General features: G+C 46.1%; 20 protein-coding genes. 11 read left to right on the top strand and 9 right to left on the bottom strand.

Annotated features, from left to right (window positions below):
• Nucleotides 1-160: 160 nt before the first annotated feature.
• The 6 genes from H6A34_RS02135 (at nucleotide 161) to H6A34_RS02110 (ending at nucleotide 5,624) form a co-directional block, all read left to right on the top strand.
• Nucleotides 161-472, top strand: a complete 312-nt coding sequence (locus H6A34_RS02135) for a DUF4491 family protein (protein ID WP_021948347.1) — start codon at nucleotides 161-163, stop codon at nucleotides 470-472.
• Nucleotides 469-939 carry a 23S rRNA (pseudouridine(1915)-N(3))-methyltransferase RlmH gene (rlmH, locus tag H6A34_RS02130; RefSeq protein WP_021948346.1) on the top strand — a complete coding sequence of 157 codons (471 nt, stop codon included), beginning with the start codon at nucleotides 469-471 and terminating at the stop codon, nucleotides 937-939. Before H6A34_RS02135 ends, rlmH begins: the two co-directional genes overlap by 4 nt.
• A gap of 43 nt (nucleotides 940-982) precedes the next feature.
• Nucleotides 983-2,161 carry a mannonate dehydratase gene (uxuA, locus tag H6A34_RS02125; RefSeq protein WP_205103156.1) on the top strand — a complete coding sequence of 393 codons (1,179 nt, stop codon included), beginning with the start codon at nucleotides 983-985 and terminating at the stop codon, nucleotides 2,159-2,161.
• Between the two features lie 212 nt (nucleotides 2,162-2,373).
• A complete protein-coding gene (locus tag H6A34_RS02120; protein WP_021948344.1) occupies nucleotides 2,374-3,186 on the top strand; it encodes an SDR family oxidoreductase in 813 nt (270 codons plus the stop codon).
• A gap of 114 nt (nucleotides 3,187-3,300) precedes the next feature.
• A complete protein-coding gene (locus tag H6A34_RS02115) occupies nucleotides 3,301-4,749 on the top strand; it encodes a tagaturonate reductase (RefSeq protein ID WP_205103154.1) in 1,449 nt (482 codons plus the stop codon).
• 137 nt (nucleotides 4,750-4,886) lie between these two features.
• Nucleotides 4,887-5,624, top strand: a complete 738-nt coding sequence (locus H6A34_RS02110; protein ID WP_205103152.1) for a TIGR02757 family protein — start codon at nucleotides 4,887-4,889, stop codon at nucleotides 5,622-5,624.
• Nucleotides 5,625-5,724: 100 nt separating this feature from the next.
• Here H6A34_RS02110 and H6A34_RS02105 read toward each other — a convergent pair whose 3' ends face one another.
• The gene (locus H6A34_RS02105; protein ID WP_021948341.1) at nucleotides 5,725-6,534 is read right to left on the bottom strand and encodes a hypothetical protein; all 810 of its coding nucleotides are present in this window, start codon (nucleotides 6,532-6,534) and stop codon (nucleotides 5,725-5,727) included.
• Nucleotides 6,535-6,562: 28 nt separating this feature from the next.
• Nucleotides 6,563-7,321: a nitrilase-related carbon-nitrogen hydrolase gene (locus H6A34_RS02100; RefSeq protein ID WP_205103150.1), complete on the bottom strand. Its 759-nt coding sequence runs from the start codon at nucleotides 7,319-7,321 to the stop codon at nucleotides 6,563-6,565.
• A gap of 119 nt (nucleotides 7,322-7,440) precedes the next feature.
• On the opposite strand from H6A34_RS02100, the gene H6A34_RS02095 reads away from it, so the two are divergent.
• The 3 genes from H6A34_RS02095 to H6A34_RS02085 all read left to right on the top strand — a co-directional run bounded on the left by H6A34_RS02095 (nucleotide 7,441) and on the right by H6A34_RS02085 (nucleotide 10,392).
• Nucleotides 7,441-8,715 (top strand): replication-associated recombination protein A, encoded by a 1,275-nt coding sequence (locus H6A34_RS02095; protein WP_205103149.1) that lies wholly within the window; start codon nucleotides 7,441-7,443, stop codon nucleotides 8,713-8,715.
• A gap of 95 nt (nucleotides 8,716-8,810) precedes the next feature.
• A complete protein-coding gene (locus tag H6A34_RS02090) occupies nucleotides 8,811-9,773 on the top strand; it encodes a D-2-hydroxyacid dehydrogenase (RefSeq protein ID WP_205103147.1) in 963 nt (320 codons plus the stop codon).
• A 1-nt stretch (nucleotide 9,774) separates the two neighbouring features.
• Complete coding sequence (locus H6A34_RS02085; RefSeq protein ID WP_205103146.1) at nucleotides 9,775-10,392, top strand: trimeric intracellular cation channel family protein; 618 nt, start codon at nucleotides 9,775-9,777, stop codon at nucleotides 10,390-10,392.
• 231 nt (nucleotides 10,393-10,623) lie between these two features.
• On the opposite strand, the gene H6A34_RS02080 is transcribed toward H6A34_RS02085, so the two are convergent.
• From H6A34_RS02080 to dnaN, 6 genes are all read right to left on the bottom strand, one after another.
• The gene (locus tag H6A34_RS02080; protein WP_021948336.1) at nucleotides 10,624-12,294 is read right to left on the bottom strand and encodes a tetratricopeptide repeat protein; all 1,671 of its coding nucleotides are present in this window, start codon (nucleotides 12,292-12,294) and stop codon (nucleotides 10,624-10,626) included.
• Between the two features lie 12 nt (nucleotides 12,295-12,306).
• On the bottom strand, nucleotides 12,307-13,974 hold the full coding sequence (recN, locus tag H6A34_RS02075; protein WP_205103144.1) for a DNA repair protein RecN: 1,668 nt from the start codon (nucleotides 13,972-13,974) through the stop codon (nucleotides 12,307-12,309).
• A gap of 26 nt (nucleotides 13,975-14,000) precedes the next feature.
• A complete protein-coding gene (gene porD, locus H6A34_RS02070) occupies nucleotides 14,001-14,909 on the bottom strand; it encodes a type IX secretion system protein PorD (protein ID WP_239480724.1) in 909 nt (302 codons plus the stop codon).
• Nucleotides 14,910-14,914: 5 nt separating this feature from the next.
• Entirely contained in the window at nucleotides 14,915-16,126 is a 1,212-nt protein-coding gene (gene coaBC, locus H6A34_RS02065) for a bifunctional phosphopantothenoylcysteine decarboxylase/phosphopantothenate--cysteine ligase CoaBC (protein WP_205103143.1), read from the bottom strand.
• 40 nt (nucleotides 16,127-16,166) lie between these two features.
• Nucleotides 16,167-17,021: a 3'-5' exonuclease gene (locus H6A34_RS02060; RefSeq protein WP_021948332.1), complete on the bottom strand. Its 855-nt coding sequence runs from the start codon at nucleotides 17,019-17,021 to the stop codon at nucleotides 16,167-16,169.
• A gap of 174 nt (nucleotides 17,022-17,195) precedes the next feature.
• Nucleotides 17,196-18,320, bottom strand: a complete 1,125-nt coding sequence (dnaN, locus tag H6A34_RS02055) for a DNA polymerase III subunit beta (RefSeq protein ID WP_205103142.1) — start codon at nucleotides 18,318-18,320, stop codon at nucleotides 17,196-17,198.
• A 196-nt stretch (nucleotides 18,321-18,516) separates the two neighbouring features.
• Between dnaN and H6A34_RS02050 the strand changes: the two genes are divergently transcribed.
• On the top strand, nucleotides 18,517-18,945 hold the full coding sequence (locus H6A34_RS02050; RefSeq protein WP_205103140.1) for a DUF3127 domain-containing protein: 429 nt from the start codon (nucleotides 18,517-18,519) through the stop codon (nucleotides 18,943-18,945).
• Nucleotides 18,946-19,471: 526 nt separating this feature from the next.
• Here H6A34_RS02050 and H6A34_RS02045 read toward each other — a convergent pair.
• The gene (locus H6A34_RS02045; protein ID WP_021948329.1) at nucleotides 19,472-20,719 is read right to left on the bottom strand and encodes a phosphoglycerate kinase; all 1,248 of its coding nucleotides are present in this window, start codon (nucleotides 20,717-20,719) and stop codon (nucleotides 19,472-19,474) included.
• Nucleotides 20,720-21,176: 457 nt separating this feature from the next.
• On the opposite strand from H6A34_RS02045, the gene queC reads away from it, so the two are divergent.
• Nucleotides 21,177-21,830, top strand: coding sequence for a 7-cyano-7-deazaguanine synthase QueC (gene queC, locus H6A34_RS02040; protein ID WP_021948327.1), 654 nt, complete (start codon nucleotides 21,177-21,179; stop codon nucleotides 21,828-21,830).
• The last annotated feature ends 35 nt before the right edge of the window (nucleotides 21,831-21,865 follow it).

Below are 21,865 nucleotides of genomic sequence, written 5' to 3'. Positions count from 1 at the left end.
TTGTATTCCACACAATTCCGTCTGTGGGTAAATCACGTTAAATAATGATGAAATGTCTTTATTTTCCGTCCGTCGGTTTGCTATTTGCCGGCGCGGCTTTGGCGTGTCGGAAAAAAATATTATATTTGCAATCAGTTAAACAGGTTAATGACAATAGCAGATGGATTTGTATTTCACCGGGATAGTGATAGCCGTATCGTGTTTCCTGATAATCGGGCTGTTCCATCCGATAGTGATAAAGACTGAATATTATACGGGCACACGGTATTGGTGGCTGTTCATGGTTGTGGGCGTAGTATGCGTTGTGGCGGCCATGTTTATCGAGAATTCTATCGTGTCGTCGGTGCTCGGAATATTCGGCGCCTCGAGCCTGTGGTCGATAAAGGAGCTGTTCGAGCAGCGCGACAGGGTGATGAAGGGATGGTTTCCGATGAACCCAAAGAGGAGGGGCGAATACGCCGACGCGGAATGAAGGTTACTCTGTTGCTCGTGGGCAAGACCACGGGCAGGCTTTTTTCTGAAGGCATTGACGACTATGTAAGGCGCGTGAACCATTACGTGCCTTTCGGCGTAAAGGTGATACCCGAGCTGAAGAACGCCAAGAGCCTGTCTGAGCAACAGCAGAAGGAGAAGGAGGGCGAGCTCATACTGAAGAACATCGAGGATAGAAGCTACGTGGTGTTGCTTGACGAGCGCGGAAAGGAACTGCGCAGCGTGGAGTTTGCCTCGTGGCTCGGCAACAAGCAGCAGACGCAGCGGCATGTGGTGTTTGTGGTTGGCGGGCCTTACGGCTTTTCGCCGGCTGTGTACGGGCGGGCGGACGACAGGATATCGCTGTCGCGGATGACGTTGTCGCACCAGATGGTAAGGCTGATGTTTGTCGAGCAGCTGTACAGGGCGTGCACGATAATGAGGGGTGAGCCCTATCATCATGAATAGACTGTAAGAACATAAAACAAATTAATAAAAATACGTTATAACTATGGAAAAGACATGGAGATGGTTCGGCAAGAACGACAAGATTACGCTGTCCATGCTCAAGCAGATAGGCGTTGAGGGCATAGTGACGGCCCTTCACGACGTGCCTAACGGCGAGGTGTGGACGCGCGAGAAGATACGTGACCTCAGAGAGTATATCGAGGGCTACGGCATGCGCTGGTCGGTGGTGGAGAGCTTGCCCGTATGCGAGAGCATAAAGTACGGCGGGCCTGACCGTGACCAGCTGATAGAGAACTACAAGGAGAGCTTGAAGAATCTGGGGCTTGAGGGCGTGCACACGGTGTGCTACAACTTCATGCCGGTGCTCGACTGGGCGCGTACGGATCTTGCCCATCCTAACCCCGACGGCACGAGCAACTTGTATTTCAGCCATGCGCAGTTTGCTTATTTCGACTGCTGCATACTGAAGCGCGAGGGGGCGGAGAAGGATTACGCTCCCGAGGTGATGGCAGAGGTGGAGCGGCTGAAGACGGTGATGACGGCTGAGGACAACCACAAGCTGGTGGAGAACATCATCGTAAAGACGCAGGGCTTCGTCAACGGCAATATTACCGAGGACGACGAGCACCCCGTAGAGCTGTTCCGTCAGCTGCTCGACTTGTATAAGGGTATAACGAAGGAGCAGCTGCGCGAGAACATGCGCTACTTCCTCTCGGCGATAATGCCCGTATGCAACGAGTACGGCATGTACATGTGTGTACATCCGGACGATCCTCCATTCCCGATACTCGGCTTGCCGCGCATAGTGACGTGCGACGAGGACATCGCGTGGTTCCTCAACGCCGTCGACGACCCGCACAACGGTCTGACGTTTTGCGCTGGCTCGTTGTCGGCCGGAGCGCATAACAACGTGGTTGAGCTTGCCCGCAAGTATGCCGACCGTACGTGGTTCGTGCACATGCGCTCGTGCAAGGTGTTCGACAACGGCGACTTCACCGAGGCGTCACACCTTGGCGGCCGTGCCGATCTGGTAGAGCTGGCGCGTATCTTCGAAAGGGTGAATCCCGACCTGCCGATGCGTGTTGACCACGGCCCGAACATGCTGGGCGACGAGACCCGCGGCTACAACGCCGGCTACACGTTCCTCGGCCGCATGTTCGCCATGGGACAGGTGCAGGGCATACTGGCAGTGGTGGACGACGAATTAAAGGTGAAAAAGTGAAAGGGGCTTGGAAAGGTGAGAAGGTGAGAGGGGTTTTGAAAGGTGAGAAGGTGAGAGGGTGAGAAAGTGAGAAGGCATATTTTCTTAATTCTTAACTCTTAATTCTTAATTTTCAAGGCATATTGCTTTAACTCCTAACGAGCGTAGCGAGTGATAACTCCTTTAACTACTATACTTTTAACTTCTTTAACTACTAAAAAATAATAACAACAATGAACGACTTATTTAACATCAAGGACTACGTTGTAGTGATAACTGGCGGCACGGGTGTGCTTGGCCGTACCATAGCGAAATATTTGGCCCTGAATGGGGCGAAGGTTATAATCCTTGGCCGTAAGGAGGATGTCGGCAGGGAGATTGTGGCTGACATAGTGAACGACGGCGGACAGGCTGAGTTCATGAAGACGGACGTCATGGACTATGCCACGGTGCAGAAGAACTGTGACGACATCATGGCCAAGTACGGCCGTGTGGACACACTGCTCAACGCCGCCGGCGGCAACATGGCGGGCGCCGTTATATCTCCTGACCAGACGTTCTTTGACCTGAAGGTAGAAGAGTTCCAGAAGGTGCTCAACCTCAACCTTACGGGCACGGTGATACCTACTCAGGTGTTCCTCAAGCCTATGGTGGAGCAGGGCAAGGGTTCGATAATTAACTTCTCGTCGATGGCGGCGTTCCGCCCGATGACCCGTGTGTGCGGTTATGCTGCGGCCAAGGCCGGCATAAGCAACTTCACGGAGTTCATGGCAGCCGAGTGCGCCAAGAAGTTCGGCGAGGGCATACGTGTCAACGCCATAGCCCCGGGATTCTTCATCACGGAGCAGAACCGTGCGCTGCTGACCAACCCCGACGGCAGCTACACCCAGCGCGGCAACGACGTGATACGCCAGACGCCGTTCGGACGCATGGGCGACCCCGAGGAGCTTTGCGGTACGATACATTACCTTATGTCAGACGCGGCGAAGTTCGTTACCGGCACAGTAGCCGTTGTCGACGGAGGCTTCAATGCCTTTGCCATGTAATGCCGGGATACGCAAACCTTTACGTGTATTTCACCCATTCAAGGAGAACAGCGTAATAAATAAAATAGTACTTTTGCACCATAATTAATAAAAACGAGTTTAGTAAATCAAATCATGAAAAAATTACAAGCATTAAACAAGAGGACGGCGCCTAAAAGCGTAATGCCCGAGAAAGTTATCCAGTTCGGCGAGGGCAATTTCCTTCGTGCGTTTGTTGATTGGATTATCTATAACATGAACCAGAAGACAGACTTCAACGGCTCTGTTGTAATAGTCCAGCCGCTGGCAAACGGAATGATAGACTGGCTCAACGGCCAGGACTGTCTCTACCATGTCAATCTGCAGGGACTCGAGGACGGTAAGCCCGTCAACAGCCTTACACGTATCGACGTAGTAAGCCGCGCCCTCAACCCCTATTCACAGAACCAGGCGTTCATGGCATTGGCAGACCAGCCGGAGATACGTTTCGTTATCTCTAACACGACGGAGGCAGGTATCGCTTTCGACCCGACTTGTAAGCTCGACGATGCGCCGGCAAGCTCATATCCCGGCAAGCTGGTTCAGCTGCTGTACCGCCGCTACCAGACGTTCAACGGCGATCCTACAAAGGGTCTTATCATATTCCCTTGCGAGCTTATATTCCTGAACGGTCACGTTCTTAAGGACTGCATCTATAAGTACATCGAGCTGTGGAACCTCGGCGATGACTTCAAGAAGTGGTTTACTGACTGCTGCGGCGTTTACGCTACATTGGTAGACCGTATCGTTCCCGGATTCCCCCGCAAGGAGATCAAGGACATCCAGCAGAAGATATGCTACGAGGATAACCTCGTTGTACAGGCCGAGATATTCCACCTGTGGGTAATCGAGGCTCCGAAGGAAATCGCAGAGGAGTTCCCCGCAGACAAGGCCGGACTGCACGTCCTCTTCGTACCGTCAGAGGAGCCTTACCATGAGCGTAAGGTGACATTGCTCAATGGTCCTCATACAGTGCTCAGCCCTGTTGCGTTCCTCAGCGGAATCAATATCGTACGTGATGCGTGCAAGGATCCCGTTGTCGGCAAGTACATACACAAAGTACAGTTCGAGGAGCTTATGGAGACCCTCAACCTTCCGAAGGATGAGCTCCAGAAGTTTGCGAGCGACGTGCTTGAGCGTTTCATGAACCCGTTTGTCGACCACCAGGTTACCAGCATTATGCTTAACTCGTTCCCGAAATACCAGACTCGTGACCTTCCAGGCGTCAAGACATATCTTGAGCGTAAGGGCGAGCTGCCGCAGGGACTTGTATTCGGCTTGGCCGCTATCATTACCTACTACAAGGGCGGCAAGCGTGATGACGGCACGGAGATTGTTCCGAACGACTCACAGGAAATCATGGACTTGCTGAAGAATCTTTGGGCTACCGGTGATACACAGAAAGTAACTGACGGCGTTCTCTCTGCAACGCAGATTTGGGGTGAAGACCTTAATAATATCCCGGGCCTGAACGCTCTTGTTAAGAAAGACCTCGATCTTATCCAGGAGAAGGGTATGCTTGAGGCAGTCAAGACAATCCTGTAATATGGGATTTACTAAATAAAATTTGTTATAATGACAATGACGGGTAGACAAGTTTACGCCAAGAACGTGCTTGTCTGCCCGTTTTCTTAAGTATGTTGTATCACTATGTTGGTGGTACGAGGTAAATATTTTTTGGAATGGATAGCGTTGAAAATCTTTTGCGGAAATACGCCGAGCAATATGAGACGGCAGATTTTTTGCCTGAAGACCCAAGTTGGTTCATGCACCAGGTAAGCGGGGAGGGCAATCAGGAGGTTACTGCCTTTATAGCTTCATGCCTGAGCTATGGCAGCAGAAAACAGTTCATGCCTAAAATACAGTCGATTATCGATATGGCCGGTGGCGATGTATACGGGTGGATTACAGATGGGCGGTTCGGGCAGGATATACCCGATGACGACGCTGAATGCTTCTACCGCCTCTACACCAAACATACGATGTATGGTTTGTTCGTGGCTCTTAGGCAAATGCTGAATGAGTATGGAAGCATTGGAAATTATGTAAAGGGTAATGCTGCTGACGGACTGTCAGCGGTGAAGGCTATAACAGATTATTTCTCGAGCAAAGGAATTGAGACAATCATACCTAAAAACACGACTTCGGCCTGCAAGCGCGTATGCATGTTTTTGCGTTGGATGGTACGGGATGGTTCGCCTGTCGACCTCGGTTTGTGGAGCGGTTTCATTGACAAGCGCACACTTGTCATACCAATGGATACGCATGTCTTGCAAGAGGCATGCCGGCTTGGATTGTTGGAAAGCAAGACCGCTTCGATGTCGGCGGCGCGTAAGCTCACGGCACGTCTTGCGTTGATATTCCCTGACGACCCGTTGAAAGGTGACTTTGCTCTGTTCGGTTATGGCGTCAACCATTAATTTTGACGCTTACATGATACATCTTTTGTAATGCAAACGGCCGTTTACTGTAACGCAAACGGCCGTTAATCGTTGTCTTGATTGTGGTTAATCGTAGTTATCAATAATCATCGTCGTCGGTCACGTCGTCTGCAGCCAACTCCAAGTCTTCAGGATTTTCCTCGATTGTGGTACGATAGCTTTCTTCTGTTAGCTTGTCCTCATCGAATTCGTCATCGTCGTCAGAATCATCATACTTATCGTCGATTTCCGGCAGGTCCTCGTCCTCGTTCTCGTCATCATCATTGTACTTATTGGAATCATCCTGGCCGAATTTAAGTCTTGGCTTTTCCGTCTCGGGCTTAAGTTTGGCAAATATAGCCTCGACCCATGCCCCTTTGGGTATCTCCAGCACTGAGAATCCGTCGGCAACCTTCTTTTCATACATGCCGCCAGGTTTGTGCAGGCGGTCCTTGGGGAGGGTTGTTGTACTAATGTCAAAGCCACTCTGTATGATGTCTTGTATGCTTTGCGACAAAGAATCCCATCCGCCGCCGAAATTACGGTCAATAACCTCCATGAGCTTTTCAGCCGTGATATGGCGGATATTCTCGTATGTCAGGTCTGTGACCCGCATTATTGGACGTTTCTTGACTGCTATTTTTGTGTCTTGACTGTCGCCCGTATGCATGTCGCCTACCTTGAATCCGCGAGCTTCATATTTCTTTATCACTTCAGGGCGGTCGGTTTTTACTTCTTCAAACTCGAACGCGCTTTTGATGATGTCTATGTAATGTCGAAGGTTCTCTTTCATGTCGGCGTCTTTCTCACCGCTCTCAAGCATCCTGAAAATGTCATTCTCTTGAACGTCCCAGATGTTGCTCTTGTTCAAGGTTTTTAACGTAAGTGCTTTCTTATCAATACTTTTCATATTTCGAATGAATTGTTTGTTATTCGTGTTAATTATTTCTTATTAAGTCTCTGTCGTTAAGAACCGGAAATTTCAGTCTGAACAGTTCCAGTTGTCTGATGTCTATTTCCGCAGTAACAGCTTGGGCAACATGTCCTTTCGCTTGCGCCAGCGTTGCCCCTTTTGCGTCGATTATCGCGCTATTTCCTATGTAGGTACATTGCGGATCGTTACCTGTGCGGTTGGCACCGATTACGTAGCATTGGTTCTCTATTGCCCTGGCGCGCAATAATATTTGCCATACGTTCTGTCTGCTTTGTGGCCAGTTGGCGGTAAAGATTATCGCATCATAGTCAGCGTTATTGCGTACCCACACAGGAAAACGCAGGTCATAGCATGTCTGGAGCATGAATCTAACATTCTTGTATTTTGCTATTACCCTTTTGTTGCCTTGAGTGTAGTGCTCGTTTTCTCTACCGTAAGTGAAAAGGTGATGTTTGTCGTAATAATAAAACCCTCCGTCAGGCAGGACGAAATATAGCCTGTTACGATAAGAACCGTCAATCTCCTTTGCCACTAAGCTGCCGCATAAGGCTGCGTCAAGTTTGCCGGCCATTGTCTTCATCCATTCTAATGATGCTTCGTCATAAGCAGTCTCCGGTGTCTTGGCAACAAAACCTGTGGCCCACATTTCAGGCAATACGTAAACGTCCGATGTCGGTGCATTGCCGATAAGGGCTTCAGCTTCCATCATGTTGCCTTCCGGGCAGGCCCATTTGATGTCGGTTTGAAGTATGGTTATTCTCACGTTATGCGGTTTCAGGTTTGTAAGGGTATTGCAAAAGTAATACATTATCCGTGAACAGCAAGTTTTTGGGTGATATTTTTTGCTTAATGCGATATATTTCTTAATTTTGCAATACTATTATGGCAAAACCTCTGGCTGAAAGATTAAGGCCCAAGACGCTTGACGAGTATATAGGTCAGAAGCATCTCGTGGGTAAAAACGCTGTTCTGCGCAACATGATTGAGAGCGGCAGGATTGTATCGTTCATATTGTGGGGGCCGCCCGGCGTAGGCAAGACCACGCTTGCGCTTATTATAGCCAATCAGTTGAAAGTTCCGTTTTATACGTTGAGTGCTGTGTCAAGCGGAGTGAAAGAGGTACGCGAGGTTATAGATAAAGCTAAACATTCTGGTTTTTTCAACAGCAACGCGCCTATTCTTTTTATAGACGAGATTCATCGTTTCAGCAAGAGTCAGCAAGATTCATTGCTTGCAGCGGTGGAACAGGGAGTTGTTACGCTTATCGGTGCCACGACAGAAAACCCTTCATTTGAGGTGATAAGGCCTTTGCTCTCACGCTGTCAATTGTATGTATTGAAATCATTGGACAAGGATGATTTGCTTGAATTGCTCGATAGAGCCATAACGCAGGATACGGAATTGAGGAATCTTGGCATACAGCTAAAGGAAACAGGGGCAATACTTCGTTATAGCGGTGGCGACGCGCGTAAGTTGTTAAACATCCTTGAACTTGTCGTGGGAGCTGCCAAAGGTTCTGCCATTGAGATAACAGACGAACTTGTAGAGCAGTGTTTGCAGCAAAACCCACTGGCTTATGATAAGGACGGCGAGATGCACTATGATATAATTTCGGCGTTTATAAAGAGCATACGTGGTTCAGATCCTGATGCTGCATTATACTGGTTGGCCCGTATGATTGAAGGAGGAGAGGACCCGAAGTTCATAGCACGCAGGCTTGTGATCAGTGCTGCCGAAGATATAGGACTTGCTAATCCAAACGCATTGTTGCTTGCCAACGCCGCTTTTGACGCAGTAAATAAGATAGGATGGCCAGAGGGACGAATCCCATTGGCTGAGGCTACGGTTTATTTAGCTGCAAGCGCGAAGAGTAATTCTGCCTATAACGGTATAGACGAGGCTTTGTCGCTGGTAAAACGGACTGGCAACCAGCCTGTGCCATTACATCTTCGTAATGCGCCGACAAAGCTTATGGCAGAACTGGGGTATCATGATGGATATAAATATGCGCATGATTATCCTGGTAATTTTGTCGTGCAGCAGTATATGCCTGACAGTTTACGGAACGAGCGTTTGTGGCATGCCCAACATTCACCAAGTGAGGAAAAAATGTACCAGAGAATGTTGAGATGTTGGGGAGAGCGGTATGCTGAATAATAGCTTTTTTGTTGCTGGGTTTAGCATTTCTTGAACAGTTCCGTCTTTTTGATGTTTGGATATTATGACTGAATTTAAGCTGATATAATTAAGACATGAAGATTGTTATTTTAGATGGATATAGCGTAAATCCCGGAGATTTGTCATGGGATACACTTAAAGATTTAGGAGAACTGAAGGTTTATGACCGTACCGCTGCTGATGAGGTTACGGAGCGGGCCGCAGATGCCGATGCGTTATTCACGAACAAAGTCATTATAGATGAGCGGGTTATGGCAAGTTTGCCCAAACTGAAGTATATCGGGGTATTGGCAACTGGTTATAATGTAGTTGACGTAAAGGCTGCGTCGAACAGAGGAATAACGGTGACTAATGTGCCTGCATATAGTACGGACAGTGTTGTGCAGATGACCCTTGCCCATATCCTTAATCTTACGAACCAAGTAGCTTACTATGCGGAGCAGAACAGAAATGGAAGATGGAGCCGTGCGGAAGACTTCTGCTATTGGGATGAACCGGTAAACGAACTTGCCGGGCGAACATTGGGTGTAGTAGGGTTAGGCAATATAGGTTCAAAAGTTGCAAAAGTGGCGGCTGCCTTAGGCATGGATGTGTTTGCGTATACAAGCCGTAATTCGGCAAGCCTGCCTCCTGGAATACAGAAAGCAACTTTTACGGGCTTGTTGGGTATAAGCGATATACTGACTTTACACTGCCCTTTGACGGAGAAGACGTATAATATGATTAACCGCGAGACCATTTCGTACATGAAACGTGGTGCTTTGCTAATTAATACAGGACGTGGTCCGCTTGTCGATGAGAATGCAGTAGCCGAAGCTCTTGAGAGCGGACAGCTCGGTGGGTATGGAGCCGATGTCATGGTTGAAGAGCCTCCACGTGCAGACAATCCTTTGTTTACAGCCCCGAATGCTTATATCACTCCGCACATAGCATGGGCAAGTACATCGGCACGTAAACGTCTTGTATCGATTGCTGTGGCAAATCTGAAGGCTTTTGCGGATGGCTCTCCCGTGAATGTCATAAATCCAATGCAGTGAGATGAATACTGTTCAGTTAGTAATAGAATTTCTCGGAACCTTTGCATTCGCCATATCGGGTATTCGTTGGGCTGCATCGAAAAATTTTGATTGGTTCGGCGGATACGTGGTAGGATTGGCTACAGCTATAGGTGGAGGCACCATCCGTGACGTAATGTTGGGTGTTACCCCTTTTTGGATGACCAATTCCATTTATTTGATATGTACCGCCGTAGCTTTGCTGACGGTTATTGTTTTCAAGCGCCTGATAGTCCGTTTTACGAATACATGGTTCTTGTTTGATACACTTGGACTTGCGCTTTTCACGGTTGCCGGTCTTCAGAAGACATTATACGCTGGTTTTCCTTTTTGGGTGGCGATAATAATGGGGTGTATCACTGGAGCTGCCGGAGGCGTGATACGTGATGTTCTTATAAATGAGGTTCCGCTGATATTCAGGAAAGAGATTTACGCAATGGCATGCATTCTCGGCGGTGTGGCATATTATTTATGCCTGCTCTGCGGCTTGAATGTGGAGATTACGGCTATCGTTGGATTTTCAGTTGTGGTAATAGTCCGCCTGGCTGCCGTGCGTATGCATATTTCGTTGCCTCATCTGCACGATGACGAGAATATATGATGTCCTCGTAATATAAAGCGTGGATGTACTGTTATTAATTGGCTGCTATGTAGAGATTTTCCGGGAAGCCATGTATTGCCATGTAAAAGGAGGTCTTTTGCAGCTTAAAAGGCCATCTTTCGTATTACGAAAGATGGCCTTTTTGAAAATGCGTTGATTTTGTTAATATAATGAGTGGCTGCCATTGCGACGGCTGTCGCTCATAAATTAAGCGCTGAATGGTATTTATTCTTATTTTGAGTATTTGTCAATCAGCGGTTGTGCTTGCGGATTTCCTAACTCCTTGGCTTTTTCAAGATTTGGCAGTCCGGCTGTTTTGTCTCCTTTGCCTATCTGTGCAAGGCCCAGTATCAGGAATCCGTCAGAGTATTCCGGTGCAAGTTCGGTACAGCGTGTAGCAGTTTTTATTGCTTCGTCAATCAGGTTTACCTTTAATTGAAGCGAGGCCATTTCTGCGTAATAAGTAGGTTCTTTGGGGTCAAGCAGTATTGCGGCCGCTAAGTCTCCGAGAGCCTGTTGGTACAGTCTTGCCTTTGTTTCTGTTTGACTGCGTATGTAATAAAACTGTGGACTCATGCGCCCTCCCATCAGTATTTCATAGCGGGTGTAGTCGAACACGGCCTGCCTGAAACTGTCGACGGCGTTATATGCTTCCGCCCTTGCTAGGAAATACGGCGCTGCTTCACGCAATCTTAATGTGTCGGTCTTGTTTATGGCGCTGTCAAGAAGGGCTATTATCTCTTGTTGCGGCGCTTGGAGCATGGTCTTGCATTGGGCTGCTTCATAATAAAGTTCGGGCACATTCATTGAGGAGTTGAGCAAGGCAGTGAATTCGTCATACGCCTTTTGGTAGTCACCTTTAGCGTATGTAATTTGCGCTAATTGGTGACGGTATGTTGGCTGTGGATTCAATGAATATGCCTTTTGCGTTTCTTCCGCAGCCTTGTCAAGCGTCCACGGTTCATATTGTTTATCAGCCTTGAATGTCAGCTTGTCGTATATTATTTTGCCATATCCAGAGTGTGCCTCGTCTTTCTTTTCGACATTTTTCAATGCTTCATCCATAGTGGCGTCAGCTCCGCTGAAGTTGTCGGCATTGACTTGCATACGTGCTTTTGCCGTATAGCCGTCGATGAGTGTCGGATACTGTTTGATGAAATCGTTGACGATGGCGTTGTGTTTTATGGAGTCGGCGTTTTGCTCGGACATAATCAGTACGAGTAGTGCCTGCTCCTTGTCTGTAGGTAATGCGGGTGCAATGCCTATTCTTCTTAAGTTCGGGTCGTTCAGGGCAAATCCGGTCGTTTTAAGTGACATGGCGTAATTGACGTCTACGGCATGGATGTCTGAAGATGTTGTTGCGGGTTGCATTAATCCTATGACTTGTCCTTGTTCGTTTATGAACGGACAAGCCTCAGATTTTTCCGGAGCCTGCATTGTAAAGATGTAATAAGAATATTTGTCCATGAATGTCTCCACGCTTTTCACCGTGGTGCCTACAGGCTGGGCTTTATTGTCTCCATAAGTTACCAGCCATGCCTTGTCGCCACTCTTTAATGGCTTTGCGGCAATTTCCAGAGGAGTGGACTTAATGCCTTCAACCTTGAACTTTATCATGTCATAAAGTTCATCGGTTCCAATAATACGTGTTACTTCTGTTGTATGCCCCTTAGCGTCCGTTATCGTAGCACGTGCAGCATCGAGAAATGGCGTCAGTGAACTCACGCATATTCCGTCTGGGCTTGTAAATATGCCATTGCCTTCAGCCAACACCGTTCCGTCTGCTTTATATGTAGTGAGCTTGAATACTGATTTTGCAGCGTTTTTTACGGCAGACGGTTGGGCTATGCATTGTGTACAGCCGGTTATTATAATTACGATTAATGTGATTATGTGTTTCATCTTAATTTATGTTTATGATATTTTTAGTAATTCTTTTGCATTGCTTATTGCAGCCTCTGTTACTTCAGAGCCGCTGAGCATTTGTGCGATTTCCTCAATTCTTTCGTTTGACGATAGCATGCGCATGCGGCTGATTGTTCCATCTGGACCTTCTTCTTTATACACTTTGTAGTGCGTGGTACCTTTTGATGCGATTTGGGGCAAGTGAGTTATGCTGATAACCTGACGCTTATTGTGTGCCATCTCGACCATTATATCTCCCATTTTCTCTGCAATCTTTCCGCTTACTCCGGTATCAATTTCATCGAAAATAATGGTCGGAAGTTTTACGGCTCCACTTATCATGGCCTTGATTGACAGCATTACTCGTGCTATTTCGCCGCCGGAAGCTACTTGTGCCACTGGCTGCATAGGGGTATTTGTATTTGCGCTGAACAGGAAAGAAACTCTATCGTGTCCGTCGTCGCAGATATTCTTTTTGTCTATGTTGACGGCAAACCGTACCTTGGTTATACCAAGCGGAACCAGTCTTTCTGGCATCTCGTTCTCTATTTTCTTGGCAGCTTCAGTACGTACTGTTGTTAATTGCTCAGCCAGGCGTTCGCATTCATCACCCAGTTCTTGTCCACGTTTCACCATCCTGGCCATTTCCTCGTCGCTGTTGTCAATCCTGTCGAGTTTTGCAGCCAAGGTGTTCTTTATCTCAAGCAGTTCGCCAACAGTTGTTACGTTGTGCTTTTGTTCTAATGTATAGATTCTGTCAAGTTGTGCATTTATGCTTTCCAGTCTTTGAGGGTCGAACTCGATGTTTGCTGCATGTGAGCTTACTTCCTGCAATATATCTTTAAGTTCGATATAGCAGCTCTCCATACGCTCGGCCAATTCTTTGGTTTCCGGATATATATCAGTTATGTTCTCAAGTGAACGCACAGCGTCTTTTACTCTGTCGGTTGTGCCGTTGCCGTCATGCCCTGTACCCAACAGGTTTTCAACTTCAAACAGGGCCGTCTTGATGTCCTCAACATGGCTTAGCATAGCGCTCTCTTGCTCAAGCGATTCCTGCATGTCTTCGTGTAGGTTGGCCTCTTCAAGTTCGTTTAGTTGAAACCGGATGAAATCCTCATTCTTTTTGTTTGCTTCTATTTCCTCACGTAGCCGTCTTATTTCTTTGGATATTTCTTTATAATCGGAAAACTTTTTTTTGTATTGCATTAATAATGCCTTGTCGTCGGCTATAATGTCGACAACGTTTAACTGGAAGTCTTCTTCATTGAGCAGCAAGTTTTGGTGTTGGCTGTGTATGTCGATTAGCTGTTCACCTAATGTCCGCATCAATGTTAGTTGTACAGGAGTGTCGTTGATGAAAGCCCTGCTTTTTCCTGCCGGGCTTATTTCACGACGCAGTATACAGTCGGCAGCATCATAGTCAATGCCGTTCTCTTCAAAGAATGGTTCCATTCCATAATTGCTTATGTCAAAATGCGCTTCTATAATGCATTTTTTAGATGTCTGCTTTATGTATTTTGCATCAGCTCTTTGACCTAACAGCAGATTTATCGCACCGAGGATTATACTCTTTCCGGCTCCTGTTTCTCCTGTAATTACCGAGAAGCCAGGATTAAAGGGGATATCGAGGATATCGATCAGCGTGAAATTGTTGATGTATAGTTGTTTCAGCATTTTTTATTTCTTGTGTATATATGAGGTCAATCCTTGATTTTGTCCCAGTAATTGCTTTGCGAGGCGTTAATTGAAAAAAGTACTTCATATACAGCCTCTTTTTCTTTTTGCGTGCCTTTACCTTTATAAATATTGGCCAGCTCGTCTTTTTTGTAGTCTGTCCATATTTGCGGAAGCATGCTTAATGGTTTGTCCTCATGTGCTTTTTTCAGGTTTGTTTCTATGGCCGTTGAAATGTTTGTTCGTCCACGTTCGGCGTTGTTTGCCATTTCGTCAAGTCCGGTGCGGTAGTAATCATATTGGAATTGTCTGAACGGTTGCATCGCTCCATCCATATAGTCATTGATTATGGCAAATCTGTTACGGTCGTTCTCAAATGCTTTCCATCCGGTGAAGTTCAAGTTTTGTGCATTGTTCGCCAAGTTTAGACAACGTTGCAAAATATCTTCACCACCTAATGGTGAAAATGTATCGAGATCAAGTCCAATAATGAGGTATGCATAATATGCGATGAGGGCAGTAAGCTGATTGTCCACCATTTCCTCGTTGAAATTCAATTGGTCGAACTGTGCGAATTCAAAATTGAAGTCTGCATCCTGATTATTGTAAAGCGTTGTTGTGTATGCGGCATTGTAAACGGGGCGGTTGGCTTGTATTAAGGCTGTGCACGTAAAAGCATTTGATGATTGGTCGTATTTTGTTACGGTGATGTTGAAGTTGCAAACAATGCGTTCGTTTTTCTGAAATTGGAGTGTTGTCCATTGCCTGTCGTTAATGAATTGTTCAAGCGTTTGCTGTAGGTTGTCGAATACGCTTGCGTCAGTTCCCTGTATCTGGTTATGGTTTATAGTAACCTTGGCCAGCAGTTCCTGCGATTTAATTGTATTATCCGCAATGGCCAGGAATAACATTATTATGATGATAATCCTTGTCATCTGTGTCATAATTTTTCAGATTGTCTAAACAGGGCCGTTATTTCATCTATTATGTCACACGCCACTTCGTGCTTGTTCTTTTTCCCGTATTTCTTGACGTTTGTCTCGGATATAATCTCTACTTGGTTATCGTCTGCCCTGAAAGTTGTACCTTTGTTACGTGTTGAGTTAAGAATGATGAGGTCGCAATGTTTCCGCTTAAGTTTATCTTTAGCATTGGCTTCTTCATTGTCTGTTTCAAGTGCGAAACCAATCAGGAACTGTTCATTCCGCTTACGTTTTCCAAGCTCCTCTGCTATATCGTTGGTGGGGCTGAGACGTATTGATAAATTGTCCTTTCCACGCTTAATTTTATTTTCAGCTACGTATTCAGGCTTGAAGTCCGCAACGGCGGCACAGAGAATGGCCGCATCACATTGGTTGAACTCAGCCAATGCTGCGTTATACATACCATTACAGCTTTCAACGTCCACACGACGTACTCCGTCAGGAGTTGGAAGGCTTACAGGGCCGCTTATAAGCGTGACCTCAGCTCCTCTCCTGGCACATTCTTCAGCTAATGCAAAACCCATTTTGCCGCTAGAGTAGTTTCCAATAAACCTTACGGGGTCAATTTTTTCGTAAGTCGGTCCGGCAGTAATCATTATCCGACGATTATTAAGCTCGTGTTTCTTTTCGTAAAAAAATCTGTCAAGAACATTGATAATGTTATCGGGCTCTTCCATTCGTCCTTTCCCTTCAAGTCCACTGGCAAGGAAACCACTTTGTGGTTCTATAATGATATTTCCATATGAGCGGAGTTTTTCGAGGTTGCGTTGCGTTGAGGGATGGGCATACATGTCAAGATCCATCGCAGGAGCGATGAATACAGGAGCCTTCATTGAAAGATAAGTAGTAATCAGCATGTTGTCGGCAATCCCATTAGCCATCTTTCCAATAGTGCTTGCGGTGCATGGAGCTATGATCATGGCATCAGCCCATAGCCCTATGTCAACGTGCGAATTCCATGTCCCGTCACGCTGTGAGAAAAATTCACTTATAACTGGTTTATGAGTCAGTGCTGACAGTGTTATTGGAGTTATGAATTCCTTTCCTGCCTGTGTTATTACCGTTTGTACTTCAGCGCCTTGTTTTATTAGTCCGCGTATTATAAGGCACGCTTTGTAGGCGGCAATGCTACCGGTTATTCCAAGTACTATTTTCTTGCCTTTCAACATTGTATTGTATAATTATTGTTTGTAGGCTGCTGGGTAATTCTCAGTTCTTATTGAATTCCCTTAGCCGTATTCTCGTAAGCACTTGTTTAGTATTATAAGTAAAATCACTGGCAAGCATCCAGCTGTAATATCCGGGGTCACGATGTAACACGTCAGCTACTCCCCATCCTTTGTATTTGCCGAAGTTAAAGACTTCATACAAACGTGGATTACCATTAGCGTCAGTTAAAGTATTGCCATCCTTATCCTTCATTTCTTTCCATATGATACGTCCGGCAAAATCTACATTGTTGTTTAGTTTTGAGAATTCAGCCAATTCGTCCATGTTATTGTTCAACTGGCGTTCCGGCTCATCCTGCTTTCCTGGTGCATACATGTCAAGTTCTCCTTGCAGTACGCGGTATGTTGCTTCTGTGTCCTCGTCGGCCTTGTGTGCGGTAAAGTCGTCTTCCATCTTGCGGCCGCAATAGAATTTGTATGCGGCAGCGAGGTTACGGCGTTCCATTTTGTGGAATATTGTTTGTGCGTCAATAAGTCTGCACTTTGAAAAATCGAAGTCTATCCCCGCACGCAGGAATTCTTCCGCGAGCATTGGAACGTCGAAATGATTTGAGTTGAAACCTGCAAAGTCGCAGCCCTTGAACTTCTCTTCAAGTTTTGGTGCTACTTCCTTAAACGTTGGAGCATCTTTTACGTCATCGTCTGTTATGCCCGTAAGTGCGGCGACATCATCCGGAATGTGGCGTCCTGGGTTTATGTACATATTGTTACGTTCTTCTTTGCCGTCAGGATGCACTTTTATATATGAAATTTGTATTATCTTATCCTTTACAAGGTCAAGCCCCGTTGTCTCGAGGTCGAAGACAATCAGGGGCTTAGTCAGGTTGAGTTTCATTTTTTTATCTGTATTTATTTACGTTGAGCGGCATGGCGTTTATCCCTTCCTTGGGATGTTTACAGACTTTAGTCATTGTTGCAAGCCTGCATTCCAGTAAATAAATGGTTGCAGTATTGTTTCTGAAGAGCATATGTAAGCTCCCTTCATGACTTATAGTCTGTGCCAGCCTTCTCAATCATTTAGCAGCATTGGCATGATCAGCATTAGTACATCCTCGTTTTCGGGTTGTTGAGTAGGTACTATTAGGCAAGGGCGACTTGGGTCGGCCAATTGCAGTACTACTTCTTCACAGTCGAGGTTTGATAGTATCTCGGTAAGCGATGTTCCCTTGAATCCTATGTCCATTGGATTACCGTCATAGTCGCATGCTATTTCCTCTTTTGCGCTTGTGTAAAAGTCAATATCCTCCGATGATATTACGGCTTTGCCTGGTTCTATGTGCAGGCGTACCTGTTGGCTGCTGTCGCTTGCAAAAGGTAGGACGCGCCTTATTACGCCTAACAGCGTGAGTCTGTCAATAGTAAGACTGTTAGGGTTGTTCTGCGGTATTACGGAGTTGTAGTTCGGATAACGTCCTTCAATAAGCCTGCATGTCAGAGTGCCGCCACTGAATGATATGCCGGCATTGCGTCCGTCGAAGCGAATTATCACTTCTTCGTCATTTTTAGGAAGTATGCCCTTGAGTAGAGTTGCTGGCTTTTTGGGCAGGATGAATGATGTCGGCGTCTCGGTTTTAATGCTTTTATTGAGTGTACGCACCAATTTGTGGCCATCACTGGCAACGATTGCCAATGCATCTGGCGTAAGGTCAAAATAAATGCCGTTCATTACAGGGCGCAACTCCTCGTTGGCTGTTGCGAATAATGAATGTGATATGTCTCCAGCCAGTGTTTTACCTTCGATTATTACTGTCGCAGCTCCATCAAGTGGCTGTTGGGGCCTTGGAAAGTCATCGCCTGCCTGTCCGGTAAAATTATACATACCGTTCATGTAGATTACCTTTATGGCGTATGTTGCCATGTCAACGTCAAGTGTAAGCGGCTGTTCCGGCAACTCCTTTACTGCGTCGGATATAGTGCGGTTATTTACGGCAAATGTCCCATTACCGTCAGCAGCATCAAGCTGCATGCTGGTAGTCATTACATTCTCGCTGTCAGATGCTGTAATCGTAAGTGTGTCCCCTGCAACCTCGAACAGATAACAATCGAGTATAGGCATGGAGTTTTTGCTGTTGAAGACCTTTGACAGCGCCGACAAGCGGCTAGCCAAGGCCGTGCTAGATATGGTCAGTCTCATTGTATATGTGTATTATATAGGTTTCTTGTAAGGATTAGCCGCCATGGGTATTTGTCGTACGGCGGCTTACAAAGTCGGACACAAAAATACTAAAAAGAGCGTTGCGGAACAAAAAAAATCTGCAAAAATTTCTTTATTCGCAAGTATTTTACTAATTTCGCAATCAAAAACAAAAAAACAAACAATTCATCTTATTATGGAAATAGAAGGGAAAATCATAGCTGTGCTGCCTCCGCGCGAGGGGGTGTCGGCAAGAACGGGCACGGCATGGAAAACGCAGGATTATGTCATAGAGACTCACGAACAGTATCCGCGTAAGTGTTGCTTTAACGTGTTCGGTTCAGATAAAATCCAACTGTTTAATATACAGGTAGGCGAGGAGTTGCGTGTTAGTTTCGATATTGATGCCCACGAGTATCAGGGCAGATGGTTTAATAGTGTGCGTGCATGGAAGGTTGAACGCATAGACCCGTCTATGGCTCAGCAACCAGTGGCTCCGGCAGCTCCGTTCGCACAGCCCGTATCGCAGATGGAGGCACCGGCAGGGCAACAAGGACCTGTGGCTGACACTGCTCCGTTCCCTCCACAGTCGGAGGGTGGAAGCGAGGATGACTTACCATTCTGATTGCCGTCATTAACGCTGTTTAAGCCTGTGTTATGACGTTTGCATGATTATATATTTCTTACGGATATTAATAGTTGGGTGCCGCAAAAGGCAAGGCGGAGTTTGAAATAAAAGTTTCAAACTCCGCCTTGCCTTTTGTAAACGTTAGCAGTAGACTCATTATGTTATGGGAGAGCCGGGGGCTGTGGTTGCAAGATGTGTACTCCGTGATTTGTTAAGTAATAATTATGGGTAGACTTTGCTTGAAAAAGAAAAAATTATATGTAATTATATCTGTAATTTATTTATTTTCAGGGAAATATATAGTTTTGTGAAATATAATAATCAAAGGCGTGTTATGTGCTGATTGTGTATTTTCAGATATACGGTCGTTTGTCTTGTTGTTTGCCTGCATTTGTCGTCTTGTTTGTGCTCTTTTGCATGTTGATTTGTTGCCGTTTGCGTGCTTGCCATGTGCATTGATAAATAAAAAAGCGGACGAGCCTTTATAGCCCGTCCGCTTTTTTATTTATCCGTGTCAAATTAATTAAGCTTCGATAGCTGCGACACCTGGAAGTACTTTACCTTCAATAGCCTCGAGCAATGCACCTCCACCTGTCGAGATGTATGAAACCTTGTCTGCCATACCGAATTTATTTATGCAGGCAACAGAGTCACCTCCGCCGATGAGTGAGAATGCCCCATTAGCTGTTGCCTCAGCTATGGCGTCGGCAATAGCCTTAGAGCCACCTATGAAATTGTCGAACTCGAATACGCCGGCAGGACCGTTCCACAGAATAGTCTTTGCGCCCTTTATAGCTTCTGCAAATGCCTTGCGTGTCTCGGGACCAGCGTCAAGGCCTTCCCAACCCTCAGGAATATTGTTAGAAGGGCATACTTGCGTATTTGCGTCGTTAGAGAATGCGTCGGCTGCAATGCAGTCTGTACCGAGTACGAGGTTGACGTTGTTCTCCTTGGCTTTTTTGATTACGTCAAGAGCCACGTCCAGTTTGTCGTCCTCGCAGATAGAGTTTCCGATGTTTCCGCCTTGAGCTTTTGCGAAAGTGTATGTCATACCGCCGCAGAGTATAAGGTTGTCAACCTTGCCGAGCAGGTTCTCGATGATACCGATTTTTGTAGATACTTTCGAGCCTCCCATGATTGCTGTGAACGGACGTTTGATGTTGCTGAGCACATTGTCGACAGCCTGTACCTCTTTTTCCATGAGATAACCTAACATCTTGCTGTCCTTATCGAAATATTCATCGATAACAGCGGTAGAGGCGTGTTTGCGGTGAGCTGTTCCGAAAGCGTCCATTACGTAGCAGTCAGCGTAAGAAGCAAGTTTCTTTGCAAATGTCTTTTGGCGCTCTTTCATTTCCTTCTTAGCTTCGTCGTATGCGGGATCTGCCTTGTCTATGCCTACGGGTTTGCCTTCTTCCTCTGGATAGAAGCGCAGATTCTCGAGCAGCAGAGCCTCGCCTGGCTTCAGGTCAGCAGCTTCTTTGTCTGCATTTGCGCAGTCAGGAGCAAACTTGACGTCTACGCCAAGGTGTTCAGATACGTTCTTGACGATTTGGCTCAAGGAAAGTTTCGGATTAACCTTGCCTTTTGGCTTGCCCATGTGGCTCATCATGATGACGGCTCCACCGTCTGTAAGGATTCTTTTGAGTGTAGGGAGAGCGCCGCGTATGCGGGTGTCATCGGTTACGTTTCCGTTCTCGTCCAATGGAACGTTGAAGTCAACGCGTACGATTGCCTTTTTGCCGGCAAAGTTGAATTGTTCGATTTTCATAATTACCTTAATTTTTAATTATTGAAGTTTGGTCGTTTCCTTTTTCTCTGTTTGTCATATCGTGGACTTCCCGCCATTCAGTATTCTTTTCGGCCATAGCCCGTTGGTGTGTGGACAATAGTGTTGCGCAAACGTCGGTATTGTTGATACTTGCTAAATGTCGGTGCCCATATCCTTTGTTCATATATTACTGACACTATTGTTTTTTAGTGTTGCAAAGTTAACAATTTAAGCTGATAAAGTGAAGCCTACGCCTTATTTTTTACGTTTTTTGACGTGGGCTTAATGTTAATGTAATGTCAAGTTGGCAATGTGGGTGGCACCATGCGTTGTCGTTTTAAGGCTTGGTTCGTTTTTAAGTGGTCTTTGTGGATATCGAGAAGATATAAAATGCGTGACTTGTTTTTCGTTAATCGGATTTTTGTACTATCTTTGCATGCGTTAATATGGACATTCGATGAAAGACAGTGTTATAATATTAAGTGGCGGAATGGATAGTACCACGCTGCTTTACGAGATGCAGGAGCGTATAGCTTTGGCTGTGTCGTTTGATTATGGTAGCAACCACAATGCTCGTGAAATAGGTTATGCGAAGTTACATTGCCGCAGGCTTGGCATACGTCATGCGCTGATAAGGCTTGATTTCATGCATGATTATTTCAAAAGTTCGTTGCTTGATGGTGCTGATGCAGTTCCTGAAGGCCATTATGCTGACGACAATATGCGGTCTACGGTTGTTCCGTTCCGTAATGGTATCATGCTTTCAATAGCGACCGGAATTGCCGAGAGTGAAGGGCTGAAATATGTTATGATGGCTAATCATGGTGGTGACCATGCTATTTATCCTGATTGTAGCCCTATGTTCGTAAAGGCCATGAGCGAGGCTACTAAGGCTGGCACTTATCCCGGAATAGAGGTGCTGGCGCCTTATACAGAGTTGACAAAGGCAGATATTGCACGTCGTGGCAAGGATTTAGGTATTGATTATTCTGAGACGTGGAGTTGTTATAAGGGTGGAGACAAGCATTGTGGCAAGTGCGGAACGTGCGTCGAGCGCAAAGAAGCTATGAAGGAAGCCGGGATAGATGACCCTACTGAATATGAAGATTAATATGTGAAAATAAAAAATAGAAAAGGTGGGAACAA

Source organism: Marseilla massiliensis, from assembly GCF_016899855.1.
Taxonomy (GTDB): domain Bacteria; phylum Bacteroidota; class Bacteroidia; order Bacteroidales; family Bacteroidaceae; genus Prevotella.
The sequence above is the reverse complement of the archived record's forward strand: the minus strand, read 5'-3'. Positions and strand labels throughout refer to the sequence as shown.

Coding starts and splice junctions, on each gene's coding strand:
- H6A34_RS02095 (WP_205103149.1), top strand. CDS start 7,441: ATGGCAAAACCTCTGGCTGAAAGATTAAGGCCCAAGACGCTTGACGAG.
- queC (WP_021948327.1), top strand. CDS start 21,177: ATGAAAGACAGTGTTATAATATTAAGTGGCGGAATGGATAGTACCACG.
- H6A34_RS02110 (WP_205103152.1), top strand. CDS start 4,887: ATGGATAGCGTTGAAAATCTTTTGCGGAAATACGCCGAGCAATATGAG.
- H6A34_RS02060 (WP_021948332.1), bottom strand. CDS start 17,021: ATGAAACTCAACCTGACTAAGCCCCTGATTGTCTTCGACCTCGAGACA.
- coaBC (WP_205103143.1), bottom strand. CDS start 16,126: ATGTTGAAAGGCAAGAAAATAGTACTTGGAATAACCGGTAGCATTGCC.
- H6A34_RS02050 (WP_205103140.1), top strand. CDS start 18,517: ATGGAAATAGAAGGGAAAATCATAGCTGTGCTGCCTCCGCGCGAGGGG.
- H6A34_RS02105 (WP_021948341.1), bottom strand. CDS start 6,534: ATGAAAAGTATTGATAAGAAAGCACTTACGTTAAAAACCTTGAACAAG.
- recN (WP_205103144.1), bottom strand. CDS start 13,974: ATGCTGAAACAACTATACATCAACAATTTCACGCTGATCGATATCCTC.
- H6A34_RS02085 (WP_205103146.1), top strand. CDS start 9,775: ATGAATACTGTTCAGTTAGTAATAGAATTTCTCGGAACCTTTGCATTC.
- uxuA (WP_205103156.1), top strand. CDS start 983: ATGGAAAAGACATGGAGATGGTTCGGCAAGAACGACAAGATTACGCTG.
- dnaN (WP_205103142.1), bottom strand. CDS start 18,320: ATGAGACTGACCATATCTAGCACGGCCTTGGCTAGCCGCTTGTCGGCG.
- porD (WP_239480724.1), bottom strand. CDS start 14,909: ATGACAAGGATTATCATCATAATAATGTTATTCCTGGCCATTGCGGAT.
- H6A34_RS02135 (WP_021948347.1), top strand. CDS start 161: ATGGATTTGTATTTCACCGGGATAGTGATAGCCGTATCGTGTTTCCTG.
- H6A34_RS02045 (WP_021948329.1), bottom strand. CDS start 20,719: ATGAAAATCGAACAATTCAACTTTGCCGGCAAAAAGGCAATCGTACGC.
- H6A34_RS02115 (WP_205103154.1), top strand. CDS start 3,301: ATGAAAAAATTACAAGCATTAAACAAGAGGACGGCGCCTAAAAGCGTA.
- H6A34_RS02090 (WP_205103147.1), top strand. CDS start 8,811: ATGAAGATTGTTATTTTAGATGGATATAGCGTAAATCCCGGAGATTTG.
- H6A34_RS02120 (WP_021948344.1), top strand. CDS start 2,374: ATGAACGACTTATTTAACATCAAGGACTACGTTGTAGTGATAACTGGC.
- H6A34_RS02080 (WP_021948336.1), bottom strand. CDS start 12,294: ATGAAACACATAATCACATTAATCGTAATTATAATAACCGGCTGTACA.
- rlmH (WP_021948346.1), top strand. CDS start 469: ATGAAGGTTACTCTGTTGCTCGTGGGCAAGACCACGGGCAGGCTTTTT.